At 62.0% G+C, this 23894-nt stretch carries 20 protein-coding genes; 13 read left to right on the plus strand and 7 right to left on the minus strand.

All coding sequences use genetic code 11. The annotated features are described in order from the left end of the window. Window position 1 precedes the first annotated feature (1 nt). Window positions 2-1273, minus strand: a complete 1272-nt coding sequence (locus tag A7Q26_RS07030; protein ID WP_232313709.1) for a DegT/DnrJ/EryC1/StrS family aminotransferase — start codon at window positions 1271-1273, stop codon at window positions 2-4. Further along, entirely contained in the window at window positions 1257-3245 is a 1989-nt protein-coding gene (locus A7Q26_RS07035; RefSeq protein WP_066858626.1) for a polysaccharide biosynthesis protein, read from the minus strand. The genes A7Q26_RS07030 and A7Q26_RS07035 overlap by 17 nt, the downstream gene beginning before the upstream one ends. A gap of 401 nt (window positions 3246-3646) precedes the next feature. Here A7Q26_RS07035 and A7Q26_RS07040 point away from each other — a divergent pair, with 401 nt between their 5' ends. The 9 genes from A7Q26_RS07040 (at window position 3647) to A7Q26_RS24510 (ending at window position 13289) form a co-directional block, all read left to right on the plus strand. Then, on the plus strand, window positions 3647-4864 hold the full coding sequence (locus A7Q26_RS07040) for a glycosyltransferase family 4 protein (RefSeq protein WP_084439014.1): 1218 nt from the start codon (window positions 3647-3649) through the stop codon (window positions 4862-4864). After that, window positions 4861-6105 (plus strand): glycosyltransferase, encoded by a 1245-nt coding sequence (locus A7Q26_RS07045; RefSeq protein ID WP_066858629.1) that lies wholly within the window; start codon window positions 4861-4863, stop codon window positions 6103-6105. The genes A7Q26_RS07040 and A7Q26_RS07045 overlap by 4 nt, the downstream gene beginning before the upstream one ends. Continuing rightward, the gene (locus A7Q26_RS07050) at window positions 6102-7862 is read left to right on the plus strand and encodes a sugar transferase (protein WP_066858632.1); all 1761 of its coding nucleotides are present in this window, start codon (window positions 6102-6104) and stop codon (window positions 7860-7862) included. Before A7Q26_RS07045 ends, A7Q26_RS07050 begins: the two co-directional genes overlap by 4 nt. Beyond that, on the plus strand, window positions 7834-8745 hold the full coding sequence (locus A7Q26_RS07055; RefSeq protein ID WP_066858635.1) for a formyltransferase family protein: 912 nt from the start codon (window positions 7834-7836) through the stop codon (window positions 8743-8745). Before A7Q26_RS07050 ends, A7Q26_RS07055 begins: the two co-directional genes overlap by 29 nt. Continuing rightward, window positions 8745-9431, plus strand: a complete 687-nt coding sequence (locus A7Q26_RS07060; protein ID WP_066858638.1) for a PIG-L deacetylase family protein — start codon at window positions 8745-8747, stop codon at window positions 9429-9431. Before A7Q26_RS07055 ends, A7Q26_RS07060 begins: the two co-directional genes overlap by 1 nt. Then, entirely contained in the window at window positions 9431-10447 is a 1017-nt protein-coding gene (locus A7Q26_RS07065; RefSeq protein ID WP_232313710.1) for an ATP-grasp domain-containing protein, read from the plus strand. The genes A7Q26_RS07060 and A7Q26_RS07065 overlap by 1 nt, the downstream gene beginning before the upstream one ends. Further along, window positions 10444-11154 (plus strand): HAD family hydrolase, encoded by a 711-nt coding sequence (locus A7Q26_RS07070; RefSeq protein WP_066858640.1) that lies wholly within the window; start codon window positions 10444-10446, stop codon window positions 11152-11154. Before A7Q26_RS07065 ends, A7Q26_RS07070 begins: the two co-directional genes overlap by 4 nt. After that, entirely contained in the window at window positions 11151-12293 is a 1143-nt protein-coding gene (locus A7Q26_RS07075; RefSeq protein WP_066858643.1) for a glycosyltransferase family 4 protein, read from the plus strand. The genes A7Q26_RS07070 and A7Q26_RS07075 overlap by 4 nt, the downstream gene beginning before the upstream one ends. 273 nt (window positions 12294-12566) lie before the next feature. Then, window positions 12567-13289, plus strand: a complete 723-nt coding sequence (locus A7Q26_RS24510; RefSeq protein WP_084439015.1) for a LuxR C-terminal-related transcriptional regulator — start codon at window positions 12567-12569, stop codon at window positions 13287-13289. Here the strand turns inward: A7Q26_RS24510 and A7Q26_RS25065 are convergent. Next, complete coding sequence (locus A7Q26_RS25065; RefSeq protein ID WP_232313711.1) at window positions 13195-14445, minus strand: lipopolysaccharide biosynthesis protein; 1251 nt, start codon at window positions 14443-14445, stop codon at window positions 13195-13197. The two genes, A7Q26_RS24510 and A7Q26_RS25065, sit on opposite strands and share 95 nt — an antisense overlap. A gap of 699 nt (window positions 14446-15144) precedes the next feature. Here A7Q26_RS25065 and A7Q26_RS07090 point away from each other — a divergent pair. Then, window positions 15145-15930: a response regulator transcription factor gene (locus A7Q26_RS07090; protein WP_066858650.1), complete on the plus strand. Its 786-nt coding sequence runs from the start codon at window positions 15145-15147 to the stop codon at window positions 15928-15930. Between the two features lie 272 nt (window positions 15931-16202). Then, window positions 16203-17009, plus strand: a complete 807-nt coding sequence (locus A7Q26_RS07095) for a Crp/Fnr family transcriptional regulator (protein WP_084439017.1) — start codon at window positions 16203-16205, stop codon at window positions 17007-17009. Between the two features lie 113 nt (window positions 17010-17122). Here the strand turns inward: A7Q26_RS07095 and A7Q26_RS07100 are convergent, their stop codons facing one another. Both A7Q26_RS07100 and A7Q26_RS07105 read right to left on the minus strand, forming a co-directional pair. Next, entirely contained in the window at window positions 17123-18313 is a 1191-nt protein-coding gene (locus A7Q26_RS07100; RefSeq protein ID WP_066858656.1) for a glycosyltransferase family 4 protein, read from the minus strand. After that, a complete protein-coding gene (locus A7Q26_RS07105) occupies window positions 18298-19710 on the minus strand; it encodes an FAD-dependent oxidoreductase (RefSeq protein WP_066858659.1) in 1413 nt (470 codons plus the stop codon). The genes A7Q26_RS07100 and A7Q26_RS07105 overlap by 16 nt, the downstream gene beginning before the upstream one ends. Before the next feature lie 251 nt (window positions 19711-19961). Between A7Q26_RS07105 and A7Q26_RS07110 the strand changes: the two genes are divergently transcribed. Continuing rightward, complete coding sequence (locus A7Q26_RS07110) at window positions 19962-20972, plus strand: polysaccharide deacetylase family protein (protein ID WP_084439019.1); 1011 nt, start codon at window positions 19962-19964, stop codon at window positions 20970-20972. Further along, a complete protein-coding gene (locus A7Q26_RS07115) occupies window positions 20972-22264 on the plus strand; it encodes a nucleotide sugar dehydrogenase (RefSeq protein WP_198162867.1) in 1293 nt (430 codons plus the stop codon). The genes A7Q26_RS07110 and A7Q26_RS07115 overlap by 1 nt, the downstream gene beginning before the upstream one ends. Here A7Q26_RS07115 and A7Q26_RS07120 read toward each other — a convergent pair. Both A7Q26_RS07120 and A7Q26_RS25520 read right to left on the minus strand, forming a co-directional pair. Then, window positions 22206-22994 carry a DUF2306 domain-containing protein gene (locus A7Q26_RS07120; protein ID WP_066858665.1) on the minus strand — a complete coding sequence of 263 codons (789 nt, stop codon included), beginning with the start codon at window positions 22992-22994 and terminating at the stop codon, window positions 22206-22208. The genes A7Q26_RS07115 and A7Q26_RS07120 overlap by 59 nt on opposite strands. 241 nt (window positions 22995-23235) lie before the next feature. Continuing rightward, window positions 23236-23658, minus strand: a complete 423-nt coding sequence (locus A7Q26_RS25520) for a hypothetical protein (RefSeq protein WP_198162864.1) — start codon at window positions 23656-23658, stop codon at window positions 23236-23238. Window positions 23659-23894: the final 236 nt, after the last annotated feature.

Raw genomic sequence — 23894 nt, forward strand, 5'->3', positions numbered from 1 at the left:
TTCAAGCTGTGGCGTTTGCAACGACCGACGCGACGATCATGCCCATTCGCCGGACGGTTTCGGCGTCGAGCGTCGGATCGACCGGTAGCATCAGGCTGGTTTCCCCCAGCCTCGAAGAAACGGGCAGTCGGTTCAATGGGGCGGAAGGGCTACCGACAAAGGCCTGCTCCCGGTAGATTTCGGGGCAACTACCCGCGCCGCAGGGAACGCCTGCCACGATGCATTCGCCTATGATGCGATCGCGGTTCCAACCGCTGGCGAGCCGTTCCGGCCGGACGAACGCATAATATTTATAATAGGCGTGGTGGACGTCCGATGGCGGTACCGTCAGCCGAATAGCTGGCAAGGGCGCGAGTTCGGCATCGAGAATGCGGGCGTTGCGCTGTCGCGTTTCCACCCAACCCGCCAGCTTGCCCAGTTGGCACAGGCCCAGCATCGCCTGCATTTCGGTCGCCCGGTAGTTGCTGCCAAGGCTGGCGTGCAGCCAGCGGAATGTGCCGGGGGCGCCACCCTGATCGACGGGATGCGGCAGCTTGCCATGATCCTTGTAGGCCCAGGCCCGTTCCCATGCTTTCCGGTCGTGCAGGACCAGCATCCCCCCTTCGCCGCCCGTGGACATGATCTTGTCGGTGCAGAAGGAAAAGGCCGCGGCGTCGCCAAGCGAGCCGACGGGGTCGCCGTCCTGCGCTGCGCCATGCGCCTGGGCGCAGTCCTCGATCACGAAAATGCCCTGGGACCGGGCGAGCACCATGATTTCGTGCATCGAAGCGGCCCAGCCGGCGAGATGGACTACGATGACCGCGCGTGTTCGGGTGCTGATCGCCTGGGCGATCGTGCAGGCGTTGAGCGTTTGCGAATCAGGATCGACATCGGCGAATATGGGCGTGGCGCCGACCGCTGCCACACAGCTGGCAGATGCCATGAAGCTGCGCGCGGGAACCACTACTTCGTCGCCCGGACCGATGCCCAGCGCCCGCAGCGCGAGTTCTAGCGCCAGGGTTCCGTTCGCCACCGAGATGGCGTGAGGCGCGCGACAGAGGTCGGCGAAGGCGCGTTCGAAGGCGCGGGTCTGCTCCCCATGATGCAGGGCATTGACCTTGCCGCTGCGCAGGACAGAGGCGACGGCGGCGATCTCGTCTTCGGCATAGACCGGCCAGCGGGACCGGATCGGTTCCCCGGTTCCGCTCGCGAGGGTGGGCGAGGGTCGCTCGGCCAGGTGGCTGACACGTGTCGCGGCGGCCATCGACATGGAGGAGTCAATTCGCGTGAACATGGGCAGCTCCCGGCGTGCGGCTCGTCATCGCGATATGGCCCTGGACGAGGGATGACTTGCGATCGAGCAGATCCGTCGCGATGAAGCGACACGCATCATCGTCGGAATCGTTGCTCGCTTCCTGAAGTATGTCGAACGCCTCGTTGAGGACATGCAGAGGGACGGGCCGGGGCTCTGCTTCGAAGACGCCGGGAATGGATGAGGGTAGCTGTTCCTCCTCGACGTCGAAAAGCTCTTCGAACAGCTTCTCGCCCGGACGCAGCCCAACGATCTCGATCCCGACATCGACCTCCGGGTCAAGCCCGGCAAGGCGGATCATGCGGCGCGCAATCTCGATGATGCGGATCGGTTCGCCCATGTCCAGTACGAAGATCCGACCATGGCGAACCCCGTCGCGCAATCCGCGCGAGGCGCTTTGCAGGATGAGTTGCACGGCCTCATGCACCGTCATGAAGAAGCGTTCGATCTCCTCATGGGTGACGGTCAGGGGGCCGCCCTTGCTCAATTGGCGCTGGAACAGGGGAATGAGCGAACCGCTCGATCCCAGCACATTGCCGAAGCGGACCGTAATGAACCGCGGGGCGCGAGGATCGATTCGTCCTTCCAGGTCCAGCGCCTGACAGTATAGCTCGCCGAGCCGCTTGGTGACGCCCATGAAGCCCACAGGGTTGACCGCCTTGTCGGTCGATACCTGCACCATGGCGCGTGCGCCATAGCGCCGGGCTGCGTCGGCGACATTGCGCGTTCCAAGCACGTTGGTCTGGATGGCCGCCACAGGATGCGCCTCGACCAGCGGCACATGCTTCAGGGCGGCGGCGTGGAAGACCAGTTCGGGCCGCTGCTCGGCAAAGACCTGCATCAACTGGTTGCGCTGCCGGATCGAACAGAGCACCGGTGTGCGATCGATCTCCGGATGATTTTCCCGCATTTCCAGGTCGACATCGTAGAGATTGAACTCATTTGCGTCGAGCAGGACCAGATGCGCGGGCGCAAAGCCTGCGATCTGGCGCGCCAACTCACGACCGATGGTTCCGCCGGCCCCGGTGATCAGGACGCGCCGTCCGGCGATCATGCCGGCGACCGCGCAACTATCCATCGGCGCCTGGGGGCGACCCAGCAGGTCCGCCACGTTGAGGAAGCGGAAGTCGAGCTTGACGCCTCGCTCCGGCGTGAAGCCGGTGAAGGCGGGTCTGTAGGCGATGTCCAGATCAAGCACTTGGGCCTGTGCGACCAGATCAACCATCGCCATGCCTTGCAGCCGTTCGACCGCACCGGCGAAGATCAGGCATTCCGGCCTCGCCGCTTCTGCGCCGAGGCGCCCCACCACCTGGGCCAGGTCGGTGGGACGGCCCACGATCGGCACGCCGCGCATCCATCCGCCGATATGCTTTCCGGTTTCCTCCAGGATGCCGACCGGCCGGAAGCCGGGATGGGATTCCTGTTCCAGTTGGCGGAGCAATTGTTCGATGTCGTCGCTCGATCCGAACAGCAGCGCCGGCCGACTCGAGACAAGTGGATCGGCAGTTGGTGCGGGCGGATGGAAGCGACCTGCAAAATATTCACCGACGAGGCGCCGCGCCATGCGCGCGCCGCCCATCAAGACGACCAGAACCAGCCACTGGATGATCGGGATCGACCGCGGCAGCCAGGCCGCCCCCCCTATTGCCACCAGAAGCATCACATAGGCGGCGATGGCGATTGAGGCCGCCTTCATAACGGCGAAAATATCTCCGGTCGAAGCGTAGCGCCACACCCGCCGGTGAAGCCGCATTGCCGCGAAAGTCGTTAGCGCAACCGCGACGAAAAGCGGCAGTGCTAGCGGATGTTCCGCAAGCACGGCCTCCGCTCGCACCAAGCCGACGCGCAGGCTGATCGCGCCGATAAGAGAGGCGGCCGCAATCAGGCCGTCGATCAGGTAGACAAGAGAAGTCCGGCCTGGAGCGGAAAATCGAAATTGAGTTGCTGCTGCCATCTTCGGTCCCTTCGCAGTTCATGCGCTGCACAATCAGCGTGGTCGGTTGCTGTGGCGACTGTTTTGGCGAGTTTCTGGAAGAGAGGTTAGACAGGAAGCGGGGTGTCATTAAGTTGGGCATCAGGTTTCGTCCTTACGGACAGGGGGGCGATAACCCTTGTGCCTTGGTGTAATCCTTAATGATCTATCGCCGGTAGACGGTCGAATATGGGTGCCGGTGGCCTAAGCCTTGTGCGCCCTGCGTTCATTTTGCGGACGCGAAGAGGGAAGATCGCCCTTTCTCCTCCCTCCTTTGGATAGTGTCCGTAGTTGCTGTGGCGGCGTGCCGGTCGAGTGACGACTATGCTCGATAACGGTTTGTAAGGGGTGATGATTCCCACATGCTCGAGCGACAAAGCCACATGGCTTCCGACCTGAACGTCCCACCTTTTCTTCCGCCGCTGGAGCGGAGTCAGGGCCGTGCGGATAATGCGGGCAGGTACCGGGTGTGCTTTCCCTTTGCTGGAGGACTTGTCGGCGGCAGCCACATCTCGGCGCTGAAGTTGATCCAGGCCCTCCAGCATACCCAATTTGAGCCTGTCGTTTTGCTCCACGGCATGAATGGTCCGCTGACGGACTTTTTCAAGGAAGCCGGGATCGGCTTCGAACAGGCGCCGGTTCCTCATTACTGGGAGCCGGGCAGTCGCCCATCCTTGGGCGCCCTGATGCGCGTGCCTGCGAGTATCGCGCGAATGCGTGCATTCCTGCGCGTCAGGAACATCAGGATTGTGCACAGCAACGAGGGCGCCATGCACGCGACCTGGGGCTTGCCCGCTCGGCTCGCCGGCGCTCGGCACATCTGGCATCATCGCGGCAATCCGCGCGCGGCGGGCCTGCGCTTTCTGGCGCCGTTGGTGGCCGATCGTGTCATATGCGTTTCCCATTTCGCGGCGCCGCTGCCGGGCCTTTGGTCCGCGCGCACTAAATCCAGCGTAGCCTACAGTCCGTTCGACACCTCGATCGCCCAGATTGATCGTGCGGCGGCGCGTTCGATGCTCGAATCCCGGCTGGACATCACCCCGGATACGGCGGTGGTGGCATTTCTGGGTCAGTTTTCGGCGCGCAAGCGTCCCCTCGTATTCGTAGAGGCGATCGCCGCGATGCGCCGGTCCCGACCCGGTATTCGCGTGGTTGGGCTTCTGTTCGGCGAGGAATTCGAGCCGGGGATCGAGGCCCGCATCCAGCAGAGAATCCAGGAGCTCGACCTCGCCGATTGCGTGCGAATGATGGGTTTCGTGCAGCCGGTGGAGCCATGGCTCGCGGCGAGCGATGTGTTGCTCGTGCCGGCGGTGGAAGAACCCTTCGGACGCACGCTGATCGAGGCGATGCTAGTTGGCACGCCGGTCGTCGCGGCGGCATCGGGCGGCAATATGGAGGCGATCAGGAACAGGGGCAACGGCCTGCTGGCTCACCCGGACGATCCCGAGGATCTGGCCGATCATGTGCTGAGCCTGATAACCGAGCCGCGAACGGCCATGACCATCGCGCAACGGGCGCGCGGGGAGGCGCTGCAGAAATTCAGCGTCGAGACCCATCTGAACAAGATCGCCAGAATCTACAGGGAGGTGCTTGCCGCATGACCGCTCATCGCCCATGCGAGGTATCGGCCATGCCGGGGCTCGTGCAACATATCACGACCAGCCTGGACGTCGGTGGCGCACAATCGATGCTCGTAAAACTGGTCGAGGCCACCGCCTCCAAGCGCAATGGTGTCCGGCCCGCCGTGCTTTCGCTCATGCCACCCGGCACGTTCGAGCAGCGTCTCAGGCAGATTAATTGCCCCACCTACACGCTGGGTATGACGCGGGGCTATCCGGGGCCAATCGCTCTGCTCCGGCTGTTGCGGATCACGACGATGCTCCAGCCCGATCTGCTCCAGGGGTGGATGTATCATGGCAATCTTGCCGCTAGCATGGCCCAGTTAGCGGTCAGGCGCAGGGTGCCGCTGCTGTGGAACGTCCGTCATTCGCTGGCCGATCCGAAGGTCGAAAAACTGGCCAGCCGCGCGCTATTGTCGCTGAGCGCGCGAATGTCGCGTAATGTCGATGGCATCATCTATAATTCGCGGACCGCGGCGCAGGAACATGCCGCCATCGGTTTCGATCCGGCTCGCGCCATCCATATCCCCAATGGTTTCGATCTGACGCGCTACCGCCCCGATCCCAGCGCGCGCCAGCGGTTCCGCTCCCTGTTCGGGATTGGGGAGCAGGGACTGGTCGTGGGCATGGTGGCGCGCAATCATCCGATGAAGGACCATGCCATGCTCGTGCGCGCCATGGGCAGGATGCTTGCGGGGGGGCGGGATTGCCGGCTTCTTCTGGTCGGGCCCGGCATGGACGCCGCCGATCCAGCATTGATGCGTTCCATTGCGGAACATCTGCCTCCGGAAATCGTCGCGATCGCGGGCGAAAGGACGGACGTGGCCGACTGGCTGCCCGGCCTCGACATATTGGCGCTCTCATCGGCATGGGGAGAGGCTTTCCCGAACATATTGGGCGAGGCGATGGCCTGTGGCGTGCCCTGCGTGGCCACCGATGTCGGCGACAGCGCCTGGGTGCTGGGTGAGGGCGGACGTATCGTGCCGCCACGGGACGCCGACGCCATGGCGGCTGCGCTCGGTAGCCTCGCGGACCTGCCCGATGATGCGCGGCGGAGGATGGGTGCGACCGGTCGCGCCCGCGCGGTGGAGCATTTCGACATCAACGACATCGCCGTGCAGTATCGCCGGCTCTATGCGAGCGCAGTCCGTCATGTATCCAAGGGTGCAGGGTCGGTGAACGCCAGCGCCCTGGCGCGCGAGGCCGGAGCGCAGAGCTTATGAAGGTTCTGGTGCTGGCAAGCCTTTCCTACTCGCTGGTCAATTTCCGGGGCGCGCTGTTGCGGCGGATGGTGGCGGAGGGGCATGATGTGGTCGCCTGCGCGCCCGATGAAGACCCCGTCACATCGGGTGAACTGCGGAAGATGAGCGTCGCCTTCCGGCGGGTACCGATGGACCGCATCGGCACCAACCCCGTGCGCGACCTTGGCACCCTCTGGGCTATCGGCAAGACAATCCGTTCCGAGGCGCCTGATGTGATCCTGGCCTATACCCAGAAGCCGATTGTCTACGGCGGCATCGCAGCCCGGCTTGCAGCGCCCGGCGCAGGCTTCTTTGCGATGGTGAGCGGACTCGGCCATGTCTACTCGGATGATGGCACCACGTCGCGAAAGACGCAGTTCCTGCGTCCGCTGATCTCGCTGCTCTACCGCGTCGCTGTTCGCAGGGCCGCGGGAATTTTCGTATTCAACGCCGACGATGAAGCGGAAATGCGCCGGCACGCCATCCTTTCGCCTCGCCAGCGCGCGACTCAGGTGCCGGGATCGGGCATCGACACGGTGCAATTCGCGCAACAGCCCTTCGGGAATGGCCCGCCCACCTTCCTGCTGATCGCGCGCCTGATGCGCAACAAGGGCATATCCGAGTTCGTCGCGGCGGCCGCGGCAGTAAGGGAGCGATATCCCGAGGCGCGGTTCCAGATATTGGGTCCGGCCGAGCCGGGCGCGGCTGGCTTCAGCGCGGAGGAAATGGCGGCCTGGAAAGCCGGAGGTGTCGAATATCTGGGAACAACCCGTGACGTCCGGCCCCATCTTGCTGCGGCAAGCGTGTTCGTGCTGCCGACCTATTACCGCGAGGGGCTGCCCCGGACCATATTGGAAGCCATGGCCGTGGGGCGCCCGATCATCACCACGCTGACGCCGGGCTGTCGCGAAACTGTCATCCCCGGCGAGAACGGGCTGCTCGTTCCACCGCGCGATGTAACGGCGCTTGCCGACGCCATGGCGGCGCTGGCGCGCGATCCGGAACGGATACGCGCAATGGGCGCCCGTTCGCGGCGCCTCGCCGAAGAGTGTTACCATGTCGAAAAGGTAAACAGCCTGCTCCTTTCGGAGATGGGGCTGATCGGGGCGTCCACGGTACGGCCTATGAGGCGCGCGCTCGGCGATCATCGTCTGGCCGAACGCACGCTTGCATGGATCGCTCTGCTGGCTGCAGTCCCGGTCATGGCGCTGGTGGCGGTTTCGGTGGGGCTCTTCCTCGGTCGGCCCGTCCTTTTCAGGCAGCGTCGCGCTGGGTTGGATGGCGATGTTTTCGAACTCGTCAAGTTCCGTTCAATGCAGGATTTGCGGGATGGACAGGGGAATATCCTGCCGGACGCGGCGCGGTTGACGCGATTTGGGAGGCTGCTGCGCCGCAGCCGGCTTGATGAGCTGCCCGAACTCTGGAACATCGCAAGCGGCGAGATGAGCTTCGTCGGACCCCGGCCACTGCTCCCGGAAACAGTGCAGAACATGGGCGAAGGTGGAAAGCATCGCGGGCAGGTGCGGCCGGGACTGACCGGGTGGGCGCAGGTCAATGGTAATGCGCTGCTGAGCGATGCGGACAAGCTTGCGCTCGACATCTGGTATGTCGATCGTCGGTCGCTGACGCGCGATCTATGGATCGTGCTCCGCACGATCGCAACTCTGTTTGGCGGTGAACGGATCAGCCAACGGCATGTCGGGAGGGCTTATGCGAGCGTTGCTGATCGGCGCGGTTGAAGGCACCTTGGTTGCCGCCGAAGCCATTGCCGCGACGCCGGGCTGGGAACTGGTCGCGATCGGGACATTGCCCCCCGAACTGGCGGCCCGTCATTCGGATTTCGTCGATCTGGCCCCGGTTGCGGCGCGCGCCGGCGCAGCGCTGATCCCGGTGCCCGCCTGCAATGCTCCCGAATTCATCGAGCAGGTCAGAAACATCGCGCCGGACATCGTCTTCGTAATCGGCTGGTCACAGATATGCGGACCGGAGTTTCGCGCCGCCGCGGGAGGGCGCGTGGTCGGCTACCATCCCGCGCCGCTTCCCCGGCTGCGGGGAAGAGCAGTGATCCCCTGGACCATCCTGCTGGACGAAAAGATCACGGCCTCCAGCCTCTTCTGGATCGACGAAGGGGTCGACAGCGGGCCGCTGCTGGCGCAACGCTTCTTTCATATCGCCCCGGACGAGACGGCCGCCACGCTGTACGCCAGGCATATGACGGCGCTCGACGCCATGCTGCGCGAACTGCTGCCGCGACTGTTGCAGGGCGATGTGGCGGGCACGCCCCAGGATGAGCGTATGGCGACCTGGGCGACGCGGCGTCGGCCCAGCGACGGGTTGATCGACTGGCGGCAGCCGGCGGCCGTGGTCGAGCGACTGGTGCGGGCGGTCGGACGCCCCTATCCCGGTGCGTTCACCATGTCGGGGGATGAACGGATCACAATATGGGCGGCGCGGGCCTGCGCCTGCGCTGATCGCCAACATGCCAGTCCCGGACAGGTGGTCCTGCGCGACGAGCAAGGCTTCGCCGTTTGTTGCGGCGACGGCCGCGCGATCCATGTGATGGAATTCGAATCCGGCCTGTCGCGCAGGCCAGCGCTGCACAGCATATTGGGAGGGAATTGATGAAGGGGCCGCTGGGCGACGCCGGCATCACGCTGGTCATCGCGCCTCATCCTGATGATGAGGTGTTGGGATGCGGCGGTACGATCGCACGCCTGACAAACGCGGGGCAGCAAGTCCATGTGGCGATCGCGACGCGCGGCCGGCCCCCGCGTTACAGCGAAGAAAGCGCCGATCGGGTGCGGCAGGAGGCGGTGGCCGCGCACGAGTTGCTGGGCGTGGCGCGCACCCACTTTCTCGATCAACCCGCGGCGGAGCTGGATCGGGTGCCCCATGCCGACTTGAATGCCGCCTTTGGCCGGCTGTTCGATGAGGTGCGGCCCGACACGATATTCCTTCCGTTTCTGGGTGACATCCATCTGGATCATCAACTGATCTTTCGCTCCGCCATGGTCGCCGCGCGGCCCCGGACGTGGACCTATCCACGACGCCTCTATGCCTATGAAACCCTATCGGAGACGAACTGGGCCGCGCCGCATATCGAGCCGTCTTTCGTGCCCAATGTCTTCATCGACATCAGCGAAACGCTGGAGCGAAAACTTGCGGCTTTCGCCTGCTATGGGTCACAATGCTGCGCCTTCCCCAATGAGCGGTCGCCCGAAGCGTTGCGCGCGCTCGCGATGTTGCGGGGGGCGACCGTGCATCGTCATGCCGCTGAGGCATTCCTGCTTATTCGGGAGATGATCTGATGTATCAGGAGACGGGAGAACGGGTGATGGATGTCACGCCTCCGCCGCCCTCGCAACGGCAACTCACCATGCTGCTCTGCTCCGCCGGGCGCAGGGTCGAACTGCTCATCGCCTTCCGCCGCGCGGCGGGCCATCTGGGTGTCGATCTGCGGATCATCGCCTGCGACGTCCAGCCTGAATGGAGCGCGGCCTGTCGCTTCGCCGACAAGGCGATCCGCGTGCCGCGTGCGGACGATCCGGGCTATGTCGCTGCAATAGAGGCAATTTGCCGCGATCATGGCGTTGGCCTCGTGGTGCCGACGATAGATCCGGAGCTTCAGCCGCTGGCCGACGCGCGAGAGCGCTTCGCCGCAGCGGGCGTATGGGTGTCCGTCAGCGATCCTGGTCTTGTCGAGATATGCCGGGACAAGCTGCTCACGGCCGAATTTCTGGCCGCGCACGACATTCCGGTTCCCCATAGTGTCGCCTGGGAACATGTCGATCGCCAGGCTTGGAAAGGGCCGGCGATCGTCAAACCCCGTCATGGCAGTGCCGGCCGTGCGATCACGCGACTGGACGATATCTCTGCGCTGCCGGCGACCGCGCCTGAACCGATGATCGTCCAGGAACTGCTCCAGGGGGAGGAGTGGACGGTCAATCTCTATTTTGACGGCAAGGGCGGGCTTCGCTCTGTCGTGCCGCATCATCGCTTGCAGGTACGCGCAGGTGAGGTGGAGAAGGGGATTACCGGACGCCCGCCCCAACTTGTCGATATCGCGGAAAAACTGGCACGCGCGCTCCCGGGGTCGCGTGGGGCGCTTTGCTATCAGGCGATCATCTCGCCGGACGGGTCGGCCAAGCTGTTCGAAATCAACGCCCGCTTCGGCGGCGGCTATCCCCTTGCGGAGTCCGCTGGCGCTTCCTTTGCCCAATGGCTGATCGAGGAACGTATGGGTTTGCCCAGCAGCGCGGGAAATGACTGGACGGCCGGAGTTATGATGCTGCGGTACGACGCGGCGATCTTCGTATCGCCATGACCGTCTCCCTCGTCTTCGACCTCGATGATACGCTCTATCTGGAGCGGGACTATATCCATAGCGGTATCCGCGCGGTGGATGGCTGGGCTCGCGCGACGCTTGGTATGGAAGGACTGGGCATGACCGCGACCGGACTGCTGCGGTCAGGACGGAATGACCGATTGTTCGACGCGTCGCTGGCTGCTTTGGGCCATCCGCTCGATCCTGCGGTCATCGCGAAAATGGTCTCGGTGTATCGGGAGCATGTTCCGGACATCCGGCTCGCGCCTGACGCGGAGCATTTTCTCGCCGCCGGTCATGATTACGGCTTCGCCTTGGTGACTGACGGGTTCAGCGTCGCGCAACATGGCAAGATTGCCGCTCTGGGACTGTCCCGCTTCGCGATTGGCCCGATGATCTGCACCGATGATTGGGGGCGGGATTATTGGAAGCCGCATCGGCGCGCGTTCGAGGCCGTGCGGACGGCCCATGCGGGAAGGGCGACCGGCTTCATCTATGTGGCCGACAACCCGGCCAAGGATTTCCTGGCGCCGCGCGCCATGGGCTGGGCGACCATTCAGATCGACCGCCCTGAAGCCGTCCATCCCAGAACGGCGCCCAGTGACGCACATCGGGCTGACATGACGATCCAGTCGCTGGACCAGTTGAGTCATGGCTCAATCGAGGCGCTGCTGGATCAGGTAGCCGAACGGCGACAGGCCGTATGAAGGTCGCATTCATCCTGTCGGGCCTGAGCGCCGGCGGCGCCGAACGCGTGATCAGCAAACTGGCGGAGGCTGCGCTCGGGCGCGGCTGGGACGTGACGATCATCACGTTCGATTCACCCGATGACCCGATTTTTCATGCGATTGATCCGCGCGTCGCCTTGGTGCGTCTCGCTTTGCCTAGTGGGGGTAAAGGGCCGGCGGCGGTAATCAGGGTGGTACGCCGCCTGTGGATGCTCCGGCGACACCTGCGCGGGCGGTTTGACGTCGTCATATCCTTCCTCACGAAGATCAATGTGCTCACTTTGCTGGCCACCCTTGGATTGGATGTTCCAGTCTTGGTTTCGGAACGCAACAATCCGGACCGCCAGCCCGCGCATCCCTTGTGGCGTTGCGCACTGCGTCATTTGTACCCGCGCGCCTCGTCCATTGTCATGCTGACTCATCGCGGCAGGGAACGTTTGCGCAAGGCTGAACGCGATCGGGCCATTGTCATACCTAATCCTATTTCGGCCTTCCCCTATCTGCCGCGGCAGGGCGGAACGCCTCAACTGGTTGCGGTCGGCCGGCTCGACAAGCAAAAAGGCTTCGACATGCTCATCGCTGCCTTCGCGACGCTGTCCGATCGCTTTCCCGAATGGAATTTGAGGATATTCGGTGAAGGACCGGAACGGTCCGCCTTGGAAGGACAGGTACAAGAGCTGGGATTGGCACATCGGATAAGTCTGCCCGGATGTACGGCGCGGCATGGCGAATGGATTGAAGAGGCGACGTTGTTTGTGCTTTCTTCTCGATATGAGGGGTTTGGCAACGTCGTTGGCGAAGCCATGCGGGCAGGGCTTGCCGTCGTGGCTTATGACTGCGACTTCGGCCCCTCCGACATGATCGAACCCGAAGTAAGCGGTGTTCTCGTGAAGCCCGAAGATGTTGCCGCGCTGTCGGATGCGCTCGCCGGATTGATGGCTTCTCCGGATCGCCGCAGGCGGCTGAGTGCTGCCGCGATCGAAAGGGCGAAACAGTTTGGCGAGAGCGCTATATTGGAGACGTGGATGCGCGCGATCGAGATGGCGCGTGACGAATCTTTCGATTCGCGCCGAGGCGCCGCATCTCCATCAATCGGGACACCGGCCCTGCGATCCTGATAAATGGTGCGACGCAAGGACAGCATTGCTAACCTGTGTCAAGTTGATGTCTGAAACTGCTTCTGTTGCTGTAAGCAATGCCTGTCGAAGTGTCACATTTTCGGACATTCTTTTGCGTCGATGCATTTATCGAGCGATTGTTAAACTGGTATATTTTTTTTCTAGCCCTTTTGGACGTAAGTGGGGTTAATAAATAGTTATCAACCGAGGATCGGAAAAGTCTTCGAGAATTGGTCGCACGATCCGCCCTAATCCACGAGGGGGAGACTGGACATGATAGAAGCACCCGTTCATCTGGCCATTGTAGGCAAGAATGAGATAATCCGCGAAGGTTTGAAGAGAATACTTATAGAAGAGGACTTCCTGGTCGACGGCACCGTTTCACGACCGATTGATCTGGATCATAGGGTTGACGAGAGCACGGTAATCATCGTCGATGCAACCGACATCGATGAAGGGCTGGCGACTTGCGAGGAGGTTCGCGCACGCTATCCCAATGGCCGTATCGTCATCATGGCCGACGAATATAGTGTGCAGGATGTCTCGCGCGCCTTCATGACCGGAGCGGTGGACGGCTATGTCGTCAAGCAGATCTCCTGCCGTCCTTTGGCGGGCGCTCTGCGACTGACGGCCCTTGGTGAGAAGGTGCTGCCGTCCCAGATCGCTGAATCTCTGGCGCAATCGCAACCTTGCTCGATTTCGAAATATTGGAGCGTGGGCGTCGCCGGCAGCAATCTCTCCACCCGCGAGGTCGACATTCTGCGTTGCCTGGTCGACGGCGAGCCGAACAAGGTGATTTCTCGTCGCTTGCAGATTGCCGATGCTACCGTGAAAGTCCATATCAAGGCAATCCTGCGGAAACTGCGCGTGCGGAACCGGACACAGGCGGCGATCTGGGCCGTCAGTCGGGGGCTGGTGAGTGATGCGGAGACGCCGGTTCGCGCTCCCGTTTTAGAGCCCGTGCGAACAATAGCAGACATGAAGGTAGCCATATAATATTGAACAAAATGTGCGCCACGCCGGCGCCGATCACGCCCAGCCTTGGTGTTGCAAGGTAAAGGGTGAGTGCAAAAACGACGCCGGCGACTAGTGCGACCCGGAACACTTGGGGCTGAAGGCCCATCGTCATCAGCGCGGGGCGGAGGGCGCTCCCGGCCAGGAAGAGCAATGCGGCGAAGGACTGGACCAGCAACGCTGGTCCGGCATCCTCGAACCCCGGGCCGGCGATCAGCAGGATCGCTCGGTCGCCTACCGCAAGCACTCCCAGCACGAAGGATACCGCCACCGCAATTGTGAGCAGTTCGACGTGCCGAATCGCTGTCACGAAATTGTCGATATCCCGGCGCGCCCACAGGCGCGCCAGATCGGGCAGTGCCACCTGTTGCAGCATGGAACCCGCTTTCATGGCTGCAAGGGTAAACTTGCGTACGAACTGATAGATGCCGGCGCCGATCGGGCCGGCTATGGCGCCGACGGCGAGAATATCCATTTCCTGCGTGGCCTTGCGAATGAGGACGACGCCATTGGATGAAAGCACGAGAGACCAGATATCCGGAAATTCGCGTGCATGGGAAAGGCCGCTGAAGCTCGGTGCGAATCTGTAGCCATTGCGTCTTAACTCAAGGATCGCCGCTAAAGTCAGGGCGAGCCGCTGAAGGCAAGGAATAGCGATAATGATTGCCAGCAGAGGCCATATCGCCCCGCCCAACACTGCAACACTAACGACGCCAGCAAGACGCAACAAAGCAAGCACTGGTTCGAGCCAGGCGATGACCGAAAAACGATTGAACAGGCGCAGAATTCCGATCGGCGTGGAAGAAATACCGAACACGACCGCGATACTATAATATCTGGCCATGTTCTGGGTTTCCAAGTTCCAGCCCAACCATGCGCCGACAAACGGAACGGCCAGAAAAGTGATGGCGCCGGCTGCCAGCGCGCCAATCGCGTCGAGCGCTACACCGAACTGAACCAGGCGCACGAAAGCCGCCCGATCGCCTTTCTCTATTGCGGCTGAGCCATAGCGGATGATGGCCTGCCAGGATTCGAGGCGAATGATCTGGTCGATCAGACGGCCATAGGCTTCGACCATGGCGATTATCCCGAGCAGAGCCGGTCCCAGCATCTGCGCCATAAGCGCCAGAGTCATCATGCCGATTCCGACCGCGGTGGCGTTCCCGGTGGCAAGATGTGCCGCTTGTCGCAGCATCCTCTGAAGGGGAGACTGGACGCTCGGCGGGGCGGCTAAATCGTGCCGCGGGACATGCGCGACAGCCATTGCTTCTGTAGCCCTGTCGACCGGTGCGGGAAGGGGCGGCGGCGACGGCGGTTGGTTCATGGTCTTGGCCTGCCGCTTTACGAAGCAATTTTCCAGCGGCAAAGAGGGATAGTTCCGTAGGGGTAGGATTGAGCTCGCGATCAGCATTGGGATGCGCGAAGTTACCCGGAATTGCCGAGCTACATACTTCTGGTTCCTAGCAGCGCCTTGAGCCACGCGTAAGCTCTGACCGGCCACCAATGTCCGGCGGCATTCCGATTCGGAGTGATCGATTATGCAGCATCGTGCGCTGCCAGATTTTCGGCTGCCCCCTTACGTCGCGCGGCGGCATGTCTCAGCAATCGCCGCTCTGCCGCTGTGGGGTGGTGTTCCCCGGTTGGCCAAACGTCGCGGGAACCGGATCGCTATCATCGAGCGGGTCTTCCAGGAACCCTATGCCTGCTTCGCGGAACCCGCTCGATCAATCGAGAGGCGGCCTGCGATATTGCAGTTCGGAGAGCCTGTCACTGGGGCGGCGCTCAATCGGCTTGCTCCGCTAACGCGGGAAATGGGCCTTTATATGGAACCGCACTGATGCAGGATACGGACGGGCCAGATTGGCGGACCGGTGACCGTTTTGCTAGAAAGGGCAAGTCGTTGCCCCCAGACTTAATCGCAATTGAGGGAGGGCTTGCGGCGGCAGGGCGCGATATGTTGCGCGAACTGCATCTGCTGGTGATTGATCCCCGCTCATTGACGCGCGATTGCCTGATGGCAGCGCTCCAGGACACGCCGGAGATACGTTCCGTCGCAGCGGTTGGCAGCGTGTGGGAGGCAGCCACCATCCTGTCTGAACGGCGGTTGTTCAACGCCGTCCTCCTCAATTTGGCCTCGGACGCATTCGACCAGGCTATCCTTGCCAAAATGATCGGTCCTTTGCAGATCGCCGCGCCGAATGGGCGAATTCTCCTGCTGACTACTCATACCGACATGGAGCATGCGTCGGCTGCAATGCGTCTGGGCGTTGACGGTTATCTAAACAGCGAGATGTCGTTCGAACTGACCAAGGATGCCATTTGCATTGTTGGACGCGGGTGCATCATCTACCCGCGGTCCGTGCTTTCGGGGCCACCGTTGCAAGCCAACTTCCTGTCTGCCGCCGGCTTGCTCAGTAATGACGAACGTTTGACCCAACGGCAGCGCCAAGTGCTTGAAGGCGTTGCTCGTGGTATGACCAATCGGGAGATTGCTGTCCGGCTCACGATCAGTGAGAGGACGGTAAAGGCTCATGTAAAGGAACTGATGCGTCGGCTCGGTGCGACTAACCGCACACAAGTTGTCGCTATCGCCAGCAACCTGCTCCAAGCCGACATTAGATGATTTTGGATCATCATGAGGTGTGGGGAAATAGTATACAGATTTTATTATTGAAAAGATTTGAAGATAAAAATGCAATTGATAATGATAATCATATTCTTATAAATGTTGAAATCAGTCAACCGTGAGAGTGCTATAATGTGTTAATGAGAAATTTTTGCTGATGGATACTGTCTGCGATTTCCATGGTAATTAATGCAACGAATGCCATGGTTACTTTTTAGATATTTTGTATTAAAAGTTCAAAACGGGTCGAGGCGTTCTAAGTCACGTCCGTGGAGGCTGTGGTGCTAAAAGGGTATGCCAGTAAGATCGGCCGGAAACTTGGCCTGTCTTCCGAAGAGGCGCTGGCGCTGGCGGAAGTCGCATGTCGACAGTTGCGCCAACTGAAACCACGTCAGGACATTTATGCGGATGGCGATCCGGCCTCATGCGTGCGGATCATCCTCGATGGATGGGCATGTCGTTATCATCAGTTCGAAAATGGAACGCGGCAAATTGTCCAGATCCTGATGCCCGGAGATATTTTCGGGCATGACGTCGCCCAGGTTCATCAGGATCACTCCGCCTGCTCGCTGTCTCCGCTCGCATTCGCCCAACTGTCCCATGCCGATTTTGCGGTCATGACGGCACAGGTGCCGGGCATCGAACGTGCGCTGCGATGGGATTTGAGCATGACGCTGGCTATCCAGCGCCAGTGGATTTCGACGCTCGGCCGTTTCGGCGCCACGCAAAGGATCGCTCATCTTCTGTGTGAACTATATGTGCGCGCGTCGGCTCTGGGAACCAGTGGGGTAAAGGGCCGGGTCGATTGTCCGATGGCGCAACGAGACATCGCCGATTGCACGGGGCTGAGCTTGGTACAGGTCAATCGCAGCATCAATCTGCTCCGAGCGACCGGGTTGCTTTACTGGCGTCACCGCACGCTCGAAATTACCGATCTCGAAGCGCTGGCGAAGATGGGGATGTTCAATCCCCATTATCTTGGACATGTCGACGGTCTGCCGATGCGGTCCGGTAATGATTGTGGCAGAAGTGCTCGTGCGATGCATGGGATAGATACTCTTCCGCTGTTCCGATAAGCATCCTCCAGGGGATCGTCCATTTCCGCTCCGATGGGTCGACAGCGGATCGGCGAATTGTACGTTCGTGTGACGAGCGCAAAATTTCCGTCGCCCCGTCCGATCCGTTCCGCTCACTGCATGGACCTGTGGCATTCTGCTGACAAGGGGACACACGGCAAGTCTTCCGGATCGCTTCTCCGGGCGAGGTGGCCGATGATGTCGAGTAATTGCCGGTTGATCTTTCGCACGTCGAACCTGTCGGTAGCCATGCGATACGACGCTTCGCCCATTCGGGTTGCCAGCGAAGGATCATGGCAGAAACGCATCATCGCGTTGGCCAGATCCTGAACATCGCGCGCGCGCACCAGAAAGCCGTTTCTGCCGACCTCCACGGTGTCGCGACAGCCTGGAACATCGGTTGTGATGATCGCACGGCCCGTCGCCATTGCCTCGATCACTGTCCGGGGGAGGCCCTCCCGGTAGCTGGGCAGGACGCAGGTCGTGCATTGCGCGTAGAAGGGGCGAACGTCGCGCGTGCTGCCCAGATATTCGACATTACCCATGCTGACCCAGCTTTCGATTTGGGCAGGCGATATTGCGGCCGGATTGGAGTCGAACGGGCCGAGCAACTGGAATCGCGCGCCGGGGAAGCTGGCGCGTACGATTGCGGCTGCTGCGACGAATTCGCCTATGCCCTTGTCGGCCAGCAATCGCGCGACGAGCAGGAAGACAGGCATTCCGTTGGCCAAGGGGCGTCGGGCGAACCGCTGCAAATCAACGCCGGACCCGGGAACCAGCGTCACCAAGGATCGATCGTCGATCATCCGACGCCGCAACAGTTCATCGGCATCGTCGCGATTGAAGACGAGGATGTCCTGCGCCCGGCGCAATGCCGCCCGGTTGAGACGGGCCGTCAGCCATTGCAGCCATCCGCTGCTGCCGGTTTCGCCGAACACATAGCCCAGACCCGTCATCATCGCGACGAAGCGGGGAGCGTGGAAGAAGCGCAAAGCTAGTCCAGCGTAAACGATCGGCTTTAGCGTGTAAGCAAGAACGACCTTTGGGCGTTCGCGTCGGAGGAGGCGGATATAGGAGAAGAGCGTCCGCAGGTCGTGCAGCGGATTCTGCCCGGTCCGGCGCATCGGAACAACCCGGAATTCGGCGCCCAGCGCAAGGATTTCCTGGATGACCACTGGGTTCGTATCGGGCGCGCAGGCGATGACGCGGTATCCGGTGCTGACCAGTTGCGCGATCAGCGGCCCGCGGAAATTGGTGAGCGAAACCGACAGGCTCCCCGCGATGACGATCAGGGGGCGCTGCATGTGACCTCCGATCGCATCAGCGTCGCAGCCTCATTGCTTGCCGCATAGCTGCGGGTGGGGTCGGCGCGCGCATCGAAGGTCCTGCGGTTGCCAGCCAAAATCGCGTCCGCCGCGCAAACCCCTGCAAAGCTCGCCCAGTCGGTTCCCGGTCGATTGACGTGAAACAGGCTCGGATACAGGGGCAGCCGCTGGTAGAAGGCACCGTGTCGGCGGTCCTGTGCCTCGCGCCAGCTGGCGGCGGCGTTGCATCGGGTCAGGCGATGAATCCGCGTGTCGATGAGATGATCGGGCCGGATCAACCGGTTGGAGCGGCATTCGTCGATGGCGAGCGTGATCCAATCCCCATCGGAACGGCCATGTCTCGGATCATCCTCGTCAAGGAAGAACTCAACGCACAGTGCGGTCATCCCGGGCGGCACCATGTCTCCGCCGAAAGCCGCATAATTGGTGATCCGGCCGGCCTGCACCATCGGGTCATTCACTTCCAACCAGGCATGGGGAAAGCGGGGCGGCTCATCGAGGAACAGATAGACCATGACCACACAGCGGGTTGGATCGGCGCGTCCGTGTTCATCGCCGGGCACCAGCAGTGACTGGAGCGCGTCGGGCGCCAAGCTGGAAATGACGGTACCGACATGGCACCGTATCGCATCGCCGCGATGGCGCAAAGTCACCGAAAAGGACTGATCCGCGTCCGGCGCCAGCGCTACGACTTCCGTCTCCAGACGGATTTCGCCGCCGCCCTGCCTTACCCGCCGGGCCAGTTGGTCGGTCAACTGTCCTGTGCCGAGCGCAGGATGGCGCCAGCTGGACTGGCGGCCGACACCGCCTCGCGCGGCCAGCCTAAGTCCCTGCGCTACCGCCGCGAAACTGTGCGATCCGCCCCGTTCGCCGTCCGCCAGCTCTTCGGGAACCGGCATGTCGCGCCACGGGCGACCGCGAAACTTCTCCCAATAGCCCTGCGCCAGTACCTGTGCAAAGCGACGCCCCGTGCGCTGATGCCAGAAACGTTCATAGCTGTCGGGCCTGCGCATCGCTCCGTCGATCCAGCCGCGTACCAGATCCCAGCCCCCGCGCATCAGCAGACCGGGCGGCATACCGCGCGTCGGGCCACGAAACTGGCCGGCCAGCTCCAATATCCGTCCGGCGAACAGGCTGCCGATCCGGTGGGAGTAGGGTTTCAGGGCGTCGCCGAGCAGCCCTGTCCACAGTGCGTCGATCTCGGGAATGCGGGCATAGAGTTCCTTGCGGCCCAGGTCGACCGTGAAGCGGCCGTGACGCAGGGATCGCATCAGGCCGCCGACATGCGGGGATCGCTCGACGATCAGTGGCCGTCGTCCGGCCGAGACGAGGCGGTCGGCTGCGGTGAGGCCGGAGGGACCGGCGCCGATGATCAAAATGTCCGTCCGATGGATAGACTCCGCATCGGCTCGACATCGCGAAACTGAGCTGGACACGTGCCTTCCTTCGATCACTTTGGTAGGAAGCTGATGCAGGCGCCGGGTCGGGGCAATGTCGATTGCGGGCCGGTTGCCTTAGCCCAAAATCGGTACGTCGGATGCGCTTGGGCGCGCCGTTATGTCAACGAGGCATGGCGGCTCGGTGCGGGTAGATTGAGTTCGGTTCCCTCTATCCCTGGAGCGCGCGATTGTCTGCTGAAGGATGCCTTCCAGCGCTGGTCATCTCCCTCGACCTTGAACAGGCCTGGGGCAGCGAGCCGCAACGGATCGGCCCGGCCGAACTGGCGGCCTATCATGGTGCCCGTCGCGCGATTCCGCGCATCCTCGACCTGGTGGCGGAGCGGAATGTCGCGCTCACATGGGCGACGGTTGGCCTGTTGTTCTTCGATGAGAGGGACGAGATGCTGAGCCAACTGCCTGCCCAGCGGCCCAGCTATGCCGATCCGGCCCTTTCCGCCTATGCCCGTTTGAACGATGTCGGTCGTAACGAGCGGGAAGACCCGCTTCATTTCGGTCGGTCGCTGTTGCGGCGGATCGGGGCCTATCCTCGGCAGGAGATAGCGGGCCACAGCTTCTCGCATTATTACGCCCTTGAAGACGGTAATGACCCGGAATCTTTCGCCGCGGACCTCGCAGCGGCTTCCAAAGCGGCGGCCTCGCTGGGCGTAGAGTTGAAAAGCCTCGTCTTTCCGCGCAATCAGGTGAAGGAAGCCTATCTGCCGCTTTGCCGATCTGCAGGATATGAGAGCTTCAGGGGAACGCAGCAGGGGGGCTCCCATGACGGTCGTCCGCGACGGGGGGACCATCTGCGCCATCGCGCCGCCCGGTTGGCGGAAACTTATCTGCCGCTGACACCTAACGCGCCCGGTCGTCCGGTCGTGACGGCGGGGTTGGTGAACATCGCCGCCTCTCACTTCTTGCGCCCGGCGCAGATCCGGCTGACCGCGCTCGACCAGCTCCAGCGCATCCGGATCAGGGGCCGTATGCGGTGTGCCGCGCAGCGACGCGGAATATGCCATATCTGGTGGCATCCCCAGAATTTCGGGCAGGATATTGACCAGAACCTGCACATGTTGGGCGCAATCCTGGACGATTATCGAAGGATGGCCGATGATTTTGGCATGACCAGCGTGACGATGGCCGAACTGGCTTCCTCCTGCCGACGGGAAAGGTCCGACGCTGCGGGCTTGGCTGCGTGATGCCTATGAACGGGCAGGAGCGGATCGCGGTCATTGGCCTTGGCTATGTCGGACTACCATTGGCCATTGCCTTTGCCGGCGCGGGCCTGCCGGTCATCGGTTTCGACATAGATCACCGGCGCGTCGCGGCGCTGCGCGACGGCCATGACTGGACGGGAGAGATTGGCGTCGAAGCGTTGCGGACAACCGGGCTAGTGCTGACCGACCGCCCGGACGATCTTGCCGACGTGACGTTCTGGATCGTCACGGTGCCGACGCCTGTGGACGCCAATCATTGCCCCGACCTTGGTGCGCTGCGCGCGGCCTGCGAGACCGTCGGGGCGCATATGCGGCCTGGTGCGGCGGTCGTCATCGAATCCACCGTCTATCCGGGGACGACCGAGGATGTCTGCGGTCCGCTGCTCGAGCAGGCGTCGGGGTTGGCGCGCGGCGTTGACTTCGTCCTTGGTTATAGTCCCGAACGGATCAATCCCGGCGATACGAAGCATGGGATCGCGGATGTCGTGAAAATCGTCGCAGGCCAGAACATGGCGACGCTGGACCGAGTGGCCGCCATATATGGCCGCATCGTTCCCGCCGGTCTGCACCGCGCTCCCTCCATCGCCGTCGCCGAAACCGCGAAGGTGATCGAGAATACCCAGCGCGATCTCAACATCGCGTTGATGAACGAGGTGGCGAAGGTCTGCCATCTGCTCGACATCCGCACCAGCGACGTTCTGGCCGCCGCCGGGACCAAGTGGAATTTCCTGAAATTCCATCCCGGCCTGGTCGGCGGGCACTGCATCGGTGTCGATCCCTATTATCTCACCGCAAGGGCACAGCAACTCGGCTATCATCCGGAGGTCATTCTCGCGGGCCGCCGGATCAATGCCGGCATGGGTGCCTATGTCGCCGGGCAGGTGGTTCGCACCCTGGCGATCAGCGGCGTCGCGCTAGCGCGCGGGTCGGTGGGGATACTCGGGCTGACATTCAAGGAAAATGTGCCGGACCTTCGCAACTCGGCCATGGTCGACATGGTACGGACCCTGCGGGACTATGGGCTGAATGTGTTGCTGCACGATCCGATCGCGGACGAAGCCGATGTTGGTCGGCTTTTCGGCGCCGGAACCACGCCCTTGACCATGTTTGCCGGACTGGACGCGCTGGTTCTGGCGGTGCCGCATCGCGTCTATGACCAGCTGTCGTCCGAAAATCTCCGCGACATGCTTAATCCCGCAGGGATGTTCGCGGATGTCAGGAGCCGCTTCGATTCGCGGTTGTTCCCGTCCCCGATCCACTATTGGTCCTTGTAATCGACCATTCTTTCCGTTGGCCCAGCCGCAGGCTGGACCATTTCGCAGCCGTGAGAAATCTCGACCGAATGATCAGTTCCGCGACGATCAGGTTGGGAATGATCTGGAGGATGCGGACGGGTTCATAGACGAGCGGCAGCGGAAAGCCCAGCAACAACAGGAGATGCAACTCCGCGCGGAAGGTCACGTTCGTAAATGTCAGCGCGTAGTTCCGCACCATCCAGCGTCCATGGGCATTATGGTCCCGCCGCAGCGCCGCCCGCCAGGCGAGCAGCGCGGTGCCGAACCACAGGATTGAAAGGGTCGCGAACGACAACACTGTCAGCGGTCCCTCGGTCTCCCGTAGCGCCATCAGAAAGGTGGCCGGAGCAGTCACCAGCACCGCGCTCAGATATATCCGCCCGCCCCAGCGATGCAGCCGGGGCCAGCGTTCGCGCAAGGCCCTTCGGAAAAGCACCGCGCCTGTCACCAGGATGAAGGGTGCGGTCGACAGATGCAGGAACAGTTTGAACCGGTCATGCTCCAGATGATCGACGGCACGGTGCATGATGCGCGGCACATCTATCCAAAGAAAGCGCAGGTTCATGATCGCGACGGCCACGACCGCCACCAGCATCAGCCACCACAACGCAATCCGGCACCGCTCGATCGTAAGGCGCCTGACCGATGCCCTCGGGGCATCTTCACCGCCCTGCCAGAATTCCTGCGTCGTACCCGAATCGATCTGCATCGCCACCTTCCTCGATGCGGGAGAGGCTATAGGCTGCACCGGGGGCAGGGCGCTGCATATTCAGGCCGGTACGATGCGCAGAATGGCGATCCCTCACCCGTTCGGCCTAGTCCCTATGGACTAGCACCGAACCATTCCCGGCGACACTCAAATGCCGCGACCGGGCTCGCATGGAATCAATTATCGGGGACGGGAGGTGGTGAGGTCTGCTGGATTCCGTTTGTCAGCGACCATCTCGGCATTATCGGGGCAACCATCCGGCATGGAGGACGTGAGTTGTGCTGGCTGGTGTGACCAGCGTAACCGGCCTGTCGAGTGTGCTTTGCCTTGGACCGTAACCATCGAAGGACCATGGATAAAAACCGTCCACCCATTTGATCCACACCTGGCTGGTTGAATGGGCGACCATGGCGCCGTCTGGAATGCTATTGGGATCGACAAGGCTGCGGCTTTGGAAGAGTTGCTTGCGGGCGCGATGCATGATGGTGTCGATATCTTTGACAGTGAGCCTGTGATCCTCGGCGAGCCCATGGCCCCGCTTCCAGGCGGCAACGAATGCCTTGTGATTTTCGTGTCTGCATTCCTCACAAGGCCGATGCCCTGCTGCAAGGGCGGTGGCTTCGTCGAGGAAGAATAGTTCGGTATAATAGCTACCGGGCGCCATGATTTCACGCCTCCGGCGGTTGACACTCAAGGCACAGGTGACCCAGCTTTGGGTTGTCCAACCCTTGCTGCCGTTTGCTTGTTCTCATCATGAAGGCGACCGCGATTCACCATCAGCATGCCGCGCGAGTTATGCGCCATAATGTTGCCGAGTGGATCGACGCGATTTTGCAGAGGCATGATCTCTATCCTCGGGTTATACCAGCCTTCAGTGAAGCCTGTCTCTTATACACATCT

The sequence above is a fragment of the Sphingobium sp. TCM1 genome, assembly GCF_001650725.1.
GTDB lineage: Bacteria > Pseudomonadota > Alphaproteobacteria > Sphingomonadales > Sphingomonadaceae > Sphingobium.

Excerpts from the sequence above, each read along its gene's own strand:
- A7Q26_RS24510 (WP_084439015.1), top strand. The coding sequence starts at position 12,567 with ATGATAGAAGCACCCGTTCATCTGGCCATTGTAGGCAAGAATGAGATA.
- A7Q26_RS07115 (WP_198162867.1), top strand. The coding sequence starts at position 20,972 with ATGCCTATGAACGGGCAGGAGCGGATCGCGGTCATTGGCCTTGGCTAT.
- A7Q26_RS07040 (WP_084439014.1), top strand. The coding sequence starts at position 3,647 with ATGGCTTCCGACCTGAACGTCCCACCTTTTCTTCCGCCGCTGGAGCGG.
- A7Q26_RS25520 (WP_198162864.1), bottom strand. The coding sequence starts at position 23,658 with ATGGCGCCCGGTAGCTATTATACCGAACTATTCTTCCTCGACGAAGCC.
- A7Q26_RS07055 (WP_066858635.1), top strand. The coding sequence starts at position 7,834 with ATGCGAGCGTTGCTGATCGGCGCGGTTGAAGGCACCTTGGTTGCCGCC.
- A7Q26_RS07060 (WP_066858638.1), top strand. The coding sequence starts at position 8,745 with ATGAAGGGGCCGCTGGGCGACGCCGGCATCACGCTGGTCATCGCGCCT.
- A7Q26_RS07035 (WP_066858626.1), bottom strand. The coding sequence starts at position 3,245 with ATGGCAGCAGCAACTCAATTTCGATTTTCCGCTCCAGGCCGGACTTCT.
- A7Q26_RS07070 (WP_066858640.1), top strand. The coding sequence starts at position 10,444 with ATGACCGTCTCCCTCGTCTTCGACCTCGATGATACGCTCTATCTGGAG.
- A7Q26_RS07065 (WP_232313710.1), top strand. The coding sequence starts at position 9,431 with ATGTATCAGGAGACGGGAGAACGGGTGATGGATGTCACGCCTCCGCCG.
- A7Q26_RS25065 (WP_232313711.1), bottom strand. The coding sequence starts at position 14,445 with ATGATGACTCTGGCGCTTATGGCGCAGATGCTGGGACCGGCTCTGCTC.
- A7Q26_RS07090 (WP_066858650.1), top strand. The coding sequence starts at position 15,145 with ATGCAGGATACGGACGGGCCAGATTGGCGGACCGGTGACCGTTTTGCT.
- A7Q26_RS07075 (WP_066858643.1), top strand. The coding sequence starts at position 11,151 with ATGAAGGTCGCATTCATCCTGTCGGGCCTGAGCGCCGGCGGCGCCGAA.
- A7Q26_RS07050 (WP_066858632.1), top strand. The coding sequence starts at position 6,102 with ATGAAGGTTCTGGTGCTGGCAAGCCTTTCCTACTCGCTGGTCAATTTC.
- A7Q26_RS07045 (WP_066858629.1), top strand. The coding sequence starts at position 4,861 with ATGACCGCTCATCGCCCATGCGAGGTATCGGCCATGCCGGGGCTCGTG.
- A7Q26_RS07030 (WP_232313709.1), bottom strand. The coding sequence starts at position 1,273 with ATGTTCACGCGAATTGACTCCTCCATGTCGATGGCCGCCGCGACACGT.
- A7Q26_RS07120 (WP_066858665.1), bottom strand. The coding sequence starts at position 22,994 with ATGCAGATCGATTCGGGTACGACGCAGGAATTCTGGCAGGGCGGTGAA.
- A7Q26_RS07100 (WP_066858656.1), bottom strand. The coding sequence starts at position 18,313 with ATGCAGCGCCCCCTGATCGTCATCGCGGGGAGCCTGTCGGTTTCGCTC.